This window comes from Desulfosarcina ovata subsp. ovata, from assembly GCF_009689005.1.
GTDB classification, from domain to species: Bacteria; Desulfobacterota; Desulfobacteria; order Desulfobacterales; family Desulfosarcinaceae; genus Desulfosarcina; species Desulfosarcina ovata.
In genome coordinates this window covers 1,029,457-1,041,758 of record NZ_AP021879.1, presented here as the reverse complement: position 1 = coordinate 1,041,758, position 12,302 = coordinate 1,029,457, and the positions used below count along the sequence as shown (strand labels likewise).

The following is a 12,302-nucleotide window of genomic DNA, read 5'->3' as shown; positions in this document are numbered from 1 at the left end:
GCGTTGGTGGCGTGCCTGAAGGATGGGCCCGGGAAGCGACAGGGATGGTTCGGCATGGGACTGTTTTCCAGTATCCGTTCCAAATTTATCGGCGTTCTGGTTCTGTTCGGTAGCCTGCCCATGCTGATTGTCGGCTACCTGGCTTATGAAAGCGCCTCCCGTGCATTGTTGTCCCAAACCCAGGATCAACTGGGCAATGTCGCCGCAAAAACAGCCCAGCAGATCGATGATTTTTTCAAAAACGCCCGGAAGGACATCACGTTTCTTTCCGACTCGCCGTTTTTGCAGCTCTCTTTTTTGCAGCACGAATTCGGTCAACGCCTGGATGACGTTCAGGGCTTGCTGCATGAATACCTGAAGACGCACAACTATCTCCAGCGCATCCATCTGGTCGATATCAACGGCAGTGCCATCCTGACGGTCCAGGAACCGGAGGCCGGCGATCACCCGATCGATTTCGTAGATCAAGCCTGGTTTGGCAAGACCCTGGAAAAGGGGTTTGCGCGTTTTGATCCGACCGTTGATTCGGGGCGGCTTGTGCCCGGCATCCTCCTGGCCAAGCGGGTTCATGACTTCAAGGTCAGTAAGCGGCCGGTCGGCGTGCTGGTGTTTGAGATCCGCTCCGAGGCGTTTGTCGGGTATGTGCGATCACTCCGCATCGGCGACAATGGCTACGCTTTCCTGATCAATCATGGCGGGGATTTGATTTATCATCCGGATGGTGAACACCTATCCGAAAAAGGGATCCTGGAAAACGGAGACGTCCGCCTGCAGGGGCATGTGGACCGTATCAGAGAGGGGATAACCGGGTTTGGCGAATACCGGTTCATGGGACTGGAGAAGTTTCTGGTATACACGCCCTGCCGGATGCTGGACTGGAGCGTCTGCATCAGCTTAGACCGGTCCGAGCTGCTTTCCGAAATCCTGAAGCTCCGACAGCGGGTGATCACCGTCCTGTTCGTCGTTCTGGGGTTGATGATCCCGGTGGCGTACTTTTTCATCCGGGGCGTCACCCGACCCATCGGACGGCTGATCCAGGGTGCGGCCGCCCTGGGGCGGGGCGACCTGGCGCACAAGATCCCGGTTAACACCAGCGAGGAACTCAGTGCCCTGGCCAATGAATTCAACCGTATGGCCGAGCGGATCAAAATCAGCCACGACCAGCTCACGGAACTGAAAACCTTCAACGAAAATATCCTCAGAAGTGTTTCCAACGGGATTTTGACCGTGGACGACCGGAATTGTCCCACGTCCTTCAACGCCAGTGCCGCCAGCATTTTAAACCTGGAGACGCTGGACGGTGGCGGTTGTGGTCCGTTGGGCAGCGGCGAAGGGTTTTCCAAGGTTCTGGATCTTTTGAAGTGCACCCTTAAGGGGCGCAAAAAAAGGCTGCATCGGCAACTGCTGATGGAAAATGGCGATGATGGTGCCAAATACCTGGAGGTCCACACGACACTCCTGCGCGACCCGGAAAACCGGGTGCTGGGCGCCATTGCCGACATCCGTGACATCACCCATCGAAAGCGTATGGAAGCCCGTATGGTCAGGGTCGACAAACTGGCCTCCCTGGGCGAATTGTCGGCCGGTATGGCCAACGAAATCCGCAACCCCCTGGCCGGCATCAAAACCAGCGTTCAGGTGCTGGCCAACCGCAATCAGGGCGAGCGCGAGACAGCAATTGTAATTATGCGGTTCAGGTTTGTACCAGCATGGCAATTCGATCAGTTCTTCGAAAAATTTAGTTCAGGTTATGATCAAAAAGTGAAACAAAACTGTACGCAATTAGCCAGCCGATGAATTTTTTCATTTTTGGCTCTCTGTATCAGAAATTTTGATCAAACCTATCCATTGGTTAATAAAGGAACTCGTACGGTTTGATGTGAAAATCTGCCAAGGATTTTAACTGGTGTCTACGTATTCGATCTCCAGGCCTCGCATCATAAAAGTTAACATCGCCTCCCAACTGGGAAAATACATATATCGCGTCAAAGCGCGCACATCGTCAAAAAAGGTTTTGCGCGTTGGTAACTCAGCACGAACCAAGCTGTACTTCTCATCCATCAGTTCAAGAACGGTATGGAACAGAAAGGCTGATATGGTTGAACACTTGTCAAGAGAAAAACCTATCCATACCCAAAAAACTTGGGCCAATAATTTTCATCGAGCGTTTGGATAGAGGCGGGGTCTGCAATAACGACGGTAGAGCACTCTGATATTCGCGGGTTGGATACCGCCTGACTAGGCTTCGTCGTGGAGCTGCCTCGGTCTAAAGACGGGAGTTTCGGCCTGAAGGCCTATTCCGATAGCTTTTTCGAGGGTTCTCCAAACCGCGACCGCGCCCCTATCCAAAAGCTCGATGGCTATATTTGTTCTTTGATAAAGCCGATCCTTTCTTGAGCATTTTTAAAATCAATAAGTTCTTTTTCTATTTGCATCATCGATTATAGAGAAGTACTTATCCAGCTTCTTGAGCCGGAGCAACAGTCGCGCTTCTCTCGCCGTCGCTAATTCCCACCCAGCGTGGAAAGTCAGGGCTGTCAAGGCTGCGACCTTAGGGAGCACCCTTTAGGGCTTGGCCTTGATAGGCCTGGGTTTCCACGCTATAACAAATCATCTTTCAGCGGCCACGATTGGAACAGCCCGGGCAATGGCCCAGATGAAACCGGCCAACTCGCGTGCAATCGCGGTGATGACCACGTTATGGTTTTTGCCCTTTGCAATCAACCTGCGGTAGCGGTGGCATAGTCGTAGCTGTGCATTCCAGGCAATATCCAAAACATCGTCCGGCAAGCCTTCCTGGCGTTTACGGATCGCCTTACTTTTCCGGGCCGGCATACGATAGGCCTGAGCCGATTCGATCAACGTCCTGCGGGCATGGGTATTGCCGGTTTTGGTAATGGGGCCTTTTTTGATGGTGCCACCGCTTGAATGCTCCGATGGGATCAGACCCAAATAGGCCATCAGCTGTGCCGGCGTATCGAAACGGCTCAGATCCCCCAGTTCAGCGACGACGGTCACCGCGCTGAGCAAAGAAATCCCCCTGAGCGCTTGCAGAGCCTCGATAACCGGAAGCAGTCGACTGGTTTGGCAACATTGCTCAATCGCTTTTTCGATGCGCTTAACGCGGGCCTCATGGTCTTCCATGGCGTCCAGGTATTCGGTAAGGGCAATATGCTGGGCAGGATGCTGCATTTTCAGCTCCGCCAGCCAATTTAAATGAGCTTTACCCCATTTGCTTTTACCTGGATAACTGATTCCTTGTCGCAATAAAAAGGCATTGATCTGTTGTTTGACTTTGCGGAGCGATATTTGGATGTCTTTTCGTGCACGTACCAGGTCACGAAGCGCTTCATCGGCCTGATCGGGGACATACACCGGCGTCAGTTCTCCGGAACGGTGGAGCGTCGCCAGGTGGGTTGCATCACGGCGATCATTCTTAACCCGATCACCTGTTTTTTTGGGGATCAACGCTGGAGCAACGACAACGCAATCGATCCCCTTGCTTGTTAAATGCCTATAGATCGGATATCCGCACGGACCTGCTTCGTAAACACAATGCAATTCGGCGTTTTGTGAAATCAGTTTTCGCATGACGTTATCAATCTGCCCCAGGTCGTTGCTGATTTTTCCATACACTCGAACGTTTCCGTCACGTCCTTCATCGGCGATAGCAATGGTAATCGAATCTTTGTGGACATCTAAACCAACATACTTTACTATCTTGTTCATGGCCTGCCTCCTTGATTTTGGCTCTGTAGTTAGGTTTTTTACGGACCGCTCACTATAACCCACGTTTTCAAGGTTTGGCAGGCCTTTTTATTGCCGTCTTGGTTAACGTTCAACCATATTGTCTAACAAGTTGTGAAGGTCAGCAATAATGATGAAAGGTGCTTGTTCCCGTGACCGAAGTTGTGTTCAATATTATAGCCTCTGTTTTTCAAAACATTATTATTTTCGTTCTCGACTTTCCAGCGTGCTCGGCCATCTTTGACAATTTGCTTGACGTTGCTCTTTGAAACTTCAAAATTGGTTGCAAATGCGTTTTTGTACACGATTTTTCCATCGGGCAGGGTTGTTGTCAGTTCGCACCAATTAACATCAATGGCGTTTTCACTATCACGTAGCGGCAGTTTGTTGGCAAAGCGATACGTATCGATTTCATGGGTTTTGCCGGTCCAGCGCTTCTCCACCACGGTTTCGATGGTCTGCATGGCGTCCAATTCATCCAGCCACTGGTAAAGGGTTTTATGAGAATCGGGTTTACAGACCAAAATGAAATCAAGTTCTTGATCTAATAGTTTTTTGCAAATCGGTTGTTTACAGTATAGATCATCGCCCAATACAGTGATGCCAAAAGGTTGATACTCCGCCGCATATTGATCGATCCAGCGTTTTGCTGCCGCGTTTTCGCAATCTTGTTTATCATGGCCATCCTGGGGGGTAATAAATTCCGGTTGCAAAGCAATCACCTTATTGTTTTCCGGTGCCACAATCACCGGGGTCACGACTGAATGCGAATAGGTTACGGTTCCATTTTTATGGTGCTTGCGACTACAATTATCACAATGAATTGTATTTGAAGCAAAATACTGCGTTCCGTCAAAGGCAACCAATAAATTGTTGTCGTATGAGCGAAACCCGTCCAGATGACCGGATTTTTCCAATCCGTCGAAAAGATATTTGAACACGGGCGTGACATAAGAGGGATGGACCTCGTCCATTAAACTTTTGATGTGGTTGGTACAGGGAATTTGAGTGAGGCCGAAAAGTGATTGCGCATTGTTTTTGCCTTTTGTTTGCTGCATAGCGGATTGAAAGGCTAAAAAGGATGGGCTTTGGGTAAAAAAAACAGAAAAAGCTCCCAGGGCTGCGTCTTCTATGCTGTAGCTGGTATTAGTGCCGATGCGCCGGTCAGGAAATGCAGAAATAGTTTGGCGAAAAAATTGGATCACTTTGTCAAATGTGAATTCTGCATGTTTCCTTTCAAGTAGGATGCGGTTTTCTTCTTGTTCTGGCAATCGCATGGCCCTGGCTCGCTTTTGGTAAAAGTGGATGAGTATTCACCCTCTTATATCCATTACAAGCTTCTGTGTCCAGAACATTTTGAAATAATAAAGAAAATAAATGCATCGAACTTTGATTGAAAAAAACTTCTGTTTGGGTAGCAAAGAGAGCCATTTCAAAATTACAATTGCTGAGCGCGAGATGATTCTGATTGGCGGCATTATCGATGAAATCGACCGGCTGAATAAGATCGTCACCAAACTCTTGCATTTTTCGCGGCCTTCGCCACCGGTGTTCAAACCCGAAGATCCCATGCTGATCCTTGAAAAGATGCTCGACCTGACCACTGAGAAGGTGCGTGCCAATGGGATTGAGGTCAAGTATGCATGGTCGGGCCGCCCCTGCCGGACCATGGTCGACCGGGAGCAGATCCAGCAGGTATTTTTGAACCTTTTGCTCAACGCCGTCAAGGCGATGCCCCGGGGCGGCCGCCTGGACGTTGAAATGCGCCGCACCCGCGGCATTTTTGAGGCGGGCCTGGGTCCCTCTTTGATCAGCGGCGGCGATTTTGATTTTCAGGACTGGTTTGTCCGTGTTCGCTTCCGGGATACCGGCTGCGGCATCGGTTCCGAAGCCCTACCCAAGGTGTTCGATCCGTTTTTTACCACCGATCCACGGGGTACCGGCCTGGGGCTCTCCATTGCCCACAAACTGATCGAAGAGAACAAGGGGGCGGTTTACATCGAAAGCACACCGGTAAAAGGAACCGATGTGATCGTTGTCCTGCCGGCCGCGGAAGTGTCCTAACCATGCCAACCGCGGCTCTGGAATAAAAAGGAGAGAATATGGCGTATGCCCGAATACTGATCGTGGACGATGAAACCGTACTGAGCCGGTCGCTGCAGATCGACCTGCAGGACGATGGGTTTGCCGTGGATACGGCCGATAGCGGCGAGGCGGCACTGGCCCTGATCGAAACCTCGCGGCCCGATCTGGTTCTCCTGGATCTGCGGCTCCCGGGCATCAACGGCATCCATGTGCTTGAGAAAATCAGAACCTACACGGAGAATCCGGCGGTGATCATCATGACCGCATACGGGGATACGCAGACCACCGTGGAGGCGATCAAGTGCGGGGCGGACGACTTCATCAACAAGCCTTTTGAACTTCGCGAACTCAAACGCTTGATCCACAAGGCCCTCGACGTTCAGAAGGAGAAACGTGAATTCGAGTACCTCAAGTACCAGCAGCGCCGGTTTCGCCGGTTTTCCAATCTGGTGGGCGAAAGCGAGGCCATGCAATCGGTTTTCGAAAAAATTGAGCTGCTGGCCGAGGCCGACGACTGCAACGTACTGATTCTGGGGGAGAGTGGCACCGGAAAAGATCTGGTGGCCAGCGCCATCCATTACAAGAGCCGGCGCAGCAAAAGCCCTTTCGTGGAAATCAACTGCACCGCTTTTCCGGAGTCGCTTTTGGAAAGTGAACTGTTCGGATACGAGAAGGGGGCTTTTACCGACGCCAAGGCCAGGAAGGTCGGGCTCCTGGAGTTGGGGGAGGGCGGCAGCATTTTTTTAGACGAAATCGGTGAAATGGCACTTGCCTCCCAGGCCAAACTGCTCATGTTCCTGGAGAAGAAAAAGTTCAAACGCCTGGGCAGCGGGAAGGATCTGGAGGTGGATGCCCGTATCATTGCCGCCACCAACCGGGATCTCGAAAAGGCCATGCGCGACCGGCGTTTCCGCCAGGATCTGTACTACCGTCTCAATGTCGCCTCGCTGCATTTGCCGCCGCTTCGGCAGCGCAAGTCGGACATCCCCCTGCTGGTGGACTATTTTCTCAAATCGTTCTGCGAGGAGATGGGCAAGGAGGCCATGACGCCATCGGCGAAAGTGATGGACCTTTTTCTTTCATACCCCTGGCACGGCAACGTCAGGGAACTGCGCAACGTCATCGAACGGGCGGTGATTTTCTCCCGCGGCCATGTAATCGAGATTGAACATCTGCCCCAGGAGATGCTCGGCAGCACCGGGAAAACGATCCGCGATTTTTTCAAGGCAACCGATCAGATCGATTCCCTGCCCATCGACGAAGTTCTGGCCGAAGTGGAAAAGGAACTGATAGAAAATGCCCTCAAGGCGTCGGGGGGCAACAAATCGTCAGCGGCGGAGAATCTGGGTATCAGCCGGTTTTCCCTGAAGCGTCGTCTGGATCGCCTGAAACTGGATCGCTGAAATCCGCGGACGCGGACGAAAGGAGCGGGCTGCCAATGGCGCGGCTTGAGAAAACGGTCGCATGGTTGCTGATCGGATCGCTGGTGCTTGCCGGCCAGGCATCGTTTTGCCCGGCATCGGATGAGCCGGTCAGGCCCCGGACCATTGCCATGATCACCTGGCGGGGCGAAACCGATGCCGAAAGGGGTTTTCTCGCCGGTTTGGACCGAAAGACCCGTGCCATTGCCATCCAGGTCCATCATGCCGGCCAATCCGTGGCTCGGCTCGACGAAATTATCGAACAGATCCAGGCCAGCCCGGTGGACCTGATCTATGTTTTCGGCACCACGGCCACCCGGATCGTCCTCTCCCGGGTGAAAACGACACCGGTGGTGTTTAACGTGGTCAGCCTGCCGGTGGCTACCGGAATCATCGCCTCCTGGTCGCATTCGGGCAACAACGCCGTGGGGGTGAGCAATCAGGTGCCCGTTCGGCAGCAGTTGAAGGCGTTCATGAAAACCTGCGAATTCAATCGCCTGGGCATTATTTTCAACCCCGGCGAACAGAATTCCCTGGTTTTGAAACGCCAGGTCGAACATCTCTCCCGCGAGTTCGGGTTCAGCCTGCATGCTTTCCCCATTTCCGAAGGGACCGATATCCCGGTGCGGTTGGCCGGACTGGCGGAGACGGTCGATGCGGTATACATCCCGGCGGATTCGCTGATCAAGAGCCTGGGACGCAAGATCGTCAGCGTTCTCAACGCGCAGAAGATTCCCTCCATGGCTGCCGTTGAAAGCATGGTCCCCGATGACGGCATCCTGCTGGGGTTGGTGCCCAGTTACCATGCGCTGGGCCTGACCGCGGCGGAGAAGGCCAACCACATTCTCGCCGGTGCCGCACCGGACAGCATCGCTTCGGCCACCCTCGATCATTTTCAGTTCTGGATCAATATGAAAACCGCCCAGCGCATCGGCGTCCAGATTCCTCTCTCTACACTGATCATGGCCGATCGCATCGTGCGTTGATTGCGTTTCCGGAAAGGGTACTTCGTGTGTGCCATTTGGCTGCAGAATTGTTTAACCCGTCTATAGCGATTGTCAAAAATATTTTGCGGTTCGGCATTGTTCGGAAAAAATCCAACACCAGTTTGGCTATTCCATGTCTTCAGTTGAGATACTGAATTCGACAACGTCACTTTGCGAAAAGCCGACGGATCTGAAAAGGCTGGTCATCTGTTCATCGTTAAAATTGACAAGGGTAATGAGTCTTTCGGCTTTTCGTTCCTTGCAGGTTTTCATGAAACCTTTAATCAGATTAGATGCGATTCCCTTACGCTGTTGCTCGGGTAGGACCCCTATCAAATTGAGGAATCCCACGTCTTCGATGGTATAGGGATGGGCAATAATACCTCCGATGGCAAAGCCAACGATTTCACCATTGATCTCCGCAACCTTACTCAACCCCATTTCGCCGCCCAGGTACGAGGTTCTGGGGTCTTCATAGGTCAGGACCCGGTCTGTCCCCACGATGCCTTTGTCGACAGCTAAAACACCGGCAAGATCTTCTTCAGTCATATCCCGAATGGTAACTTTTTCATTATCCATGTTTACCTCCTTTTGATGAAGGTTGGCGGTGGGACATCATTGAAAAAGGAACTATCTACAAAATCATATTCCGTAAGGCCAAGAATCGCAGTCGATTATTGTTCGAATTGACACCTCCACCGCTACAAGGTATATCTCAACATCTCAAACCTGCTCCAATAAGCTTTTTTCAGTATAACATTACAAATTTGGTGATATACAGTTAACATTGGATCTGAAGCTAAAGACAGCTGCTCAGAGAATAAAAATTGAAACATTGGAGGTTTAAGATGCAAGTTTACACATATTCGGAAGCCAGGCAAAATCTTGCATTTATGTTAGAGCAAGCTGAAAATACTGGCAAGGTGTTAATTCGAAGAAAAGATGGTCGGACTTTTGCTTTGGTTCCAGAAAGAAATATTTATTCGCTATTAGATATACCTTCGATAAAAGCAAAAATAACGACACAAGAAATTGTGGATATCGTAAGAGAAGGAAGAGAAAGGTAGAACCTTAGCGTTCACTGGACGGCGAGGATCATGCCGCCAGTGAAGCAGACGTTCGCTTCAAATCGTTCAAACATAAAGGGATAGAGGATTTCTTTTATGATGGTAGCAAAAAAGGAATCCGCCCTGAACATGCTAATAAAATAGCAAGAATATTAGATCGATTGAATGGCGCCAATGATATTATAGACATGAATTATCCTGGGTCATATTTACATAAACTAACTGGAAGCCTGAAAGGACAATATTCGGTGAGAGTGTCTGGGAATTGGCGTATCTTTTTTAAATTCATAGATGGTGATGCATATGTCGTTAATTACGACGATTATCACTAAAAGGCGCAATGTCATGAGACGAATGAAACGACAACCAACACATCCTGGATACATCCTTAAATCAGACTATCTTGAGCCCTTGGCGATTTCAGTAACAGAAATGGCTTCAAATTTAAATGTATCCAGAAAAACCTTGTCAAAAATTTTAAACCAAAAGGGGGCTGTTACTCCTGATATGGCCTTGCGGCTTTCAAGAGCTTTTAATACGACTCCTGAATTGTGGCTGAATTTGCAAAAGAATTATGATCTGTGGCAAGCAGAACATTCTTCTAACGACTGGAAGCGTGTCCGTCCACTACCCGAAAAACTGCTTCATTCTAACCTATAAAAAAACGAACAACCAGTTCCACCAGAGCGCAGGGGCCGTGGCATTCCTGAAGTACGACGTCTTTCTAAAGGTTTTTTTCTTTTGGGGGACTTTGCATTCCGCCCTGCGCCTTGTTGAATTGCACGTTCGCGTGCGACACGAAGTCGCACAATTGGCTGATTGGCAGAGCCTTCACGGTGCCTTGACCAATCCCAGCATGCCCCTGCTGGTACCCTAAGAGGCATGCTTGCTGCGCGCTGTGCAGTTGGTATGGAGCCCTTCTGACTACAATTGCTGGAATGCCATTTATGCTTTTGACAGCGGACGCTGGCTTATCTATAATACGCGGCCAATTCATCCGGGAAGCCATCGCACAACCAGCGGCGACTTTCTTTCACCTTGTGTCTGTTGAAGGAGAACTCAACCGGTCATGACCATTTTTAAAGCCATCCCGATCCTATTGGCCTCTTTTTTGTTGGGAAACTGGTTTCTTAAAGAAGCCCGTAAGGCCAAAGCCTTAGGAAAACCCTGGTACGCCCCCTATCTCACCATTCCCGGGATTCTGATCATCATCGTGTTTTTGATTCCCGTTTATCTCCGATTTTTTCATTAGCCAGCGACGAGCCTGTTTTGCCTGACGAACGGATCGAAAAAAAAGAACTGCGAATCACCATCGATCGCACGATCAAAATCAACGCCGTTCCCCCCGTGCTGTTGGAGACCTTGACCAAGCGCTTTCAGATCCTCAATCCCAAATGGCTGGAAAATGAGCGCATGGGGCGCTGGAACCGGGGAACCAAGAAAACACTGCGCTTTTATCGGCGATACGGCAAAAGCGGCATCCGCATTCCCCGGGGATATGCGCGCCAGTTGATCCTGCTGCTCAAACGGGAGGGGCTTGCCTTCCGGATCGATGACCGCAGGCGCTCGCTGCCAGTGGTTGATTTTGATTTCAGCGCAACGCTGAAGCCTTTTCAGACCGAGGCGGTGGACGCGATGCTGAAAAAGGAGTTCGGTACCCTGAGTGCACCGACGGGAAGCGGCAAGACGGTAATGGGGCTCTGGCTGATCGCCCGGCGGAAGCAGCCTGCGGTGGTGGTGGTGCATACCAAGGACCTGGCCTTTCAATGGATTGAACGCATCGAACAATTTCTTGGCATTCCGGCCGACCAGGTGGGCCTGATCGGAGCCGGAAAGAAAAAGATCGGTGAGCGCATTACCGTTGCCCTGGTCCAAACCCTTTACCGCTGTACCGATGACATCGTTCCCCTGGCCGGACACATTGTCGTGGACGAGTGCCACCGGGCGCCCAGCCGGACATTTACCGAAGCGGTGACGGCGTTCGACTGCCGCTACATGCTGGGCCTCTCCGCCACCCCCTGGCGGCGTGACAAGCTTTCCAAACTGATCTTCTGGCACCTGGGCGATGTGCACCACGAAGTGGACAAGGCCCGGCTTGAAAAAAGCGGCCACATCCTCAAGGCCGATGTGGTGTTTCGGCCAACCCCCTTCGAGCCCTATTTTGATCCGGTCAATGAATACACCCGCATGCTTTCCGAACTGACTGCCGATGACACGCGCAACCGGCTGATTGCCGCTGACGTGGAAAAGGAAGTGCGCACCGGAAAAGGAATCTGCCTGGTGCTCTCCGACCGCAAAAAACACTGTGAAATCCTGCAGGGGATTTTGCGTTTCAAGTTCGGCGTGCAGGCCGAACTCTTGACCGGTGATCTCTCCAATGAGGCGCGACGGCTGGTGCTGGACCGGTTGCAAAAAGGTGCGGTCAAGGTGCTGATCGCCACCGGCCAACTGGTCGGGGAAGGATTTGATTGTCCGGACCTGTCGACCCTGTTTATGGCGACCCCCATTCGGTTCAGCGGGCGGGTCATGCAATATCTGGGGCGCATTCTGAGGCCGGCCCAAGGCAAGGCGCGAGCCCGGGTGTACGATTATGTGGACGAACGGGTAGCACCGCTGGCGGCGGCGGCCAGGGCCAGGCAGCGGGTGTATGGTGGCGGCGGTGAAGTGCGGTTCAGCGGTCCCGAGGAGGAATGAGCGGCGGTGAATCTGCCGGGTCGACCGAGCCGCATAGCGTGAAACGGTGGCGATTTACGCGCTCCTTCAGGTTGATGAAACAAGCGTGGGATGCAGGTGCCGTCGGATTCCACAGCGATGAATGCAAAGTGTTTCCTCCGCGACCCCGAAAATAAGGAGGAAAAGTTCGCTGTCGCTCACTGGTTGCTGCCCATTAATGGGCATGCGATCGGACAGCGAAATGGGGATGTTGCCAAACCCTGCAATCCCACGCCTGTTTGCCAAAAGAGCAGTAGAAGCTGAGGGTGAGCGGTCCGGATAGT

Annotated in this window: 12 protein-coding genes; 9 read left to right on the top strand and 3 right to left on the bottom strand. The window is 51.7% G+C overall.

Annotated features, from left to right (window positions below):
• The first annotated feature begins 54 nt into the window (after window positions 1–54).
• Entirely contained in the window at window positions 55–1,797 is a 1,743-nt protein-coding gene (locus GN112_RS04635) for a PAS domain-containing sensor histidine kinase (RefSeq protein ID WP_155309157.1), read from the top strand.
• 813 nt (window positions 1,798–2,610) lie between these two features.
• Here GN112_RS04635 and GN112_RS04630 read toward each other — a convergent pair.
• A complete protein-coding gene (locus tag GN112_RS04630) occupies window positions 2,611–3,729 on the bottom strand; it encodes an IS110 family RNA-guided transposase (protein ID WP_155309156.1) in 1,119 nt (372 codons plus the stop codon).
• A 122-nt stretch (window positions 3,730–3,851) separates the two neighbouring features.
• On the bottom strand, window positions 3,852–5,024 hold the full coding sequence (locus tag GN112_RS04625) for an ISNCY family transposase (protein WP_155309155.1): 1,173 nt from the start codon (window positions 5,022–5,024) through the stop codon (window positions 3,852–3,854).
• A gap of 100 nt (window positions 5,025–5,124) precedes the next feature.
• On the opposite strand from GN112_RS04625, the gene GN112_RS04620 reads away from it, so the two are divergent.
• From GN112_RS04620 to GN112_RS04610, 3 genes are read left to right on the top strand one after another with little or no spacing between them, the layout of a single operon-like run.
• The gene (locus GN112_RS04620; protein ID WP_155309154.1) at window positions 5,125–5,811 is read left to right on the top strand and encodes a two-component system sensor histidine kinase NtrB; all 687 of its coding nucleotides are present in this window, start codon (window positions 5,125–5,127) and stop codon (window positions 5,809–5,811) included.
• Window positions 5,812–5,849: 38 nt separating this feature from the next.
• The gene (locus tag GN112_RS04615; protein ID WP_155309153.1) at window positions 5,850–7,235 is read left to right on the top strand and encodes a sigma-54-dependent transcriptional regulator; all 1,386 of its coding nucleotides are present in this window, start codon (window positions 5,850–5,852) and stop codon (window positions 7,233–7,235) included.
• 35 nt (window positions 7,236–7,270) lie between these two features.
• The gene (locus GN112_RS04610; RefSeq protein WP_155309152.1) at window positions 7,271–8,239 is read left to right on the top strand and encodes an ABC transporter substrate-binding protein; all 969 of its coding nucleotides are present in this window, start codon (window positions 7,271–7,273) and stop codon (window positions 8,237–8,239) included.
• A gap of 126 nt (window positions 8,240–8,365) precedes the next feature.
• Here GN112_RS04610 and GN112_RS04605 read toward each other — a convergent pair whose 3' ends face one another.
• Complete coding sequence (locus GN112_RS04605) at window positions 8,366–8,818, bottom strand: GNAT family N-acetyltransferase (RefSeq protein ID WP_155309151.1); 453 nt, start codon at window positions 8,816–8,818, stop codon at window positions 8,366–8,368.
• Window positions 8,819–9,087: 269 nt separating this feature from the next.
• Between GN112_RS04605 and GN112_RS04600 the strand changes: the two genes are divergently transcribed.
• From GN112_RS04600 to GN112_RS04580, 5 genes are all read left to right on the top strand, one after another.
• Window positions 9,088–9,306: a type II toxin-antitoxin system Phd/YefM family antitoxin gene (locus tag GN112_RS04600; protein WP_155309150.1), complete on the top strand. Its 219-nt coding sequence runs from the start codon at window positions 9,088–9,090 to the stop codon at window positions 9,304–9,306.
• Between the two features lie 14 nt (window positions 9,307–9,320).
• Entirely contained in the window at window positions 9,321–9,638 is a 318-nt protein-coding gene (locus GN112_RS04595; RefSeq protein ID WP_155314132.1) for a type II toxin-antitoxin system RelE/ParE family toxin, read from the top strand.
• Between the two features lie 13 nt (window positions 9,639–9,651).
• A complete protein-coding gene (locus GN112_RS04590) occupies window positions 9,652–9,966 on the top strand; it encodes a HigA family addiction module antitoxin (RefSeq protein ID WP_155309149.1) in 315 nt (104 codons plus the stop codon).
• Window positions 9,967–10,375: 409 nt separating this feature from the next.
• Window positions 10,376–10,558 carry a hypothetical protein gene (locus tag GN112_RS04585; protein ID WP_155309148.1) on the top strand — a complete coding sequence of 61 codons (183 nt, stop codon included), beginning with the start codon at window positions 10,376–10,378 and terminating at the stop codon, window positions 10,556–10,558.
• 17 nt (window positions 10,559–10,575) lie between these two features.
• Window positions 10,576–12,000 (top strand): DEAD/DEAH box helicase, encoded by a 1,425-nt coding sequence (locus tag GN112_RS04580; RefSeq protein ID WP_231716932.1) that lies wholly within the window; start codon window positions 10,576–10,578, stop codon window positions 11,998–12,000.
• The last annotated feature ends 302 nt before the right edge of the window (window positions 12,001–12,302 follow it).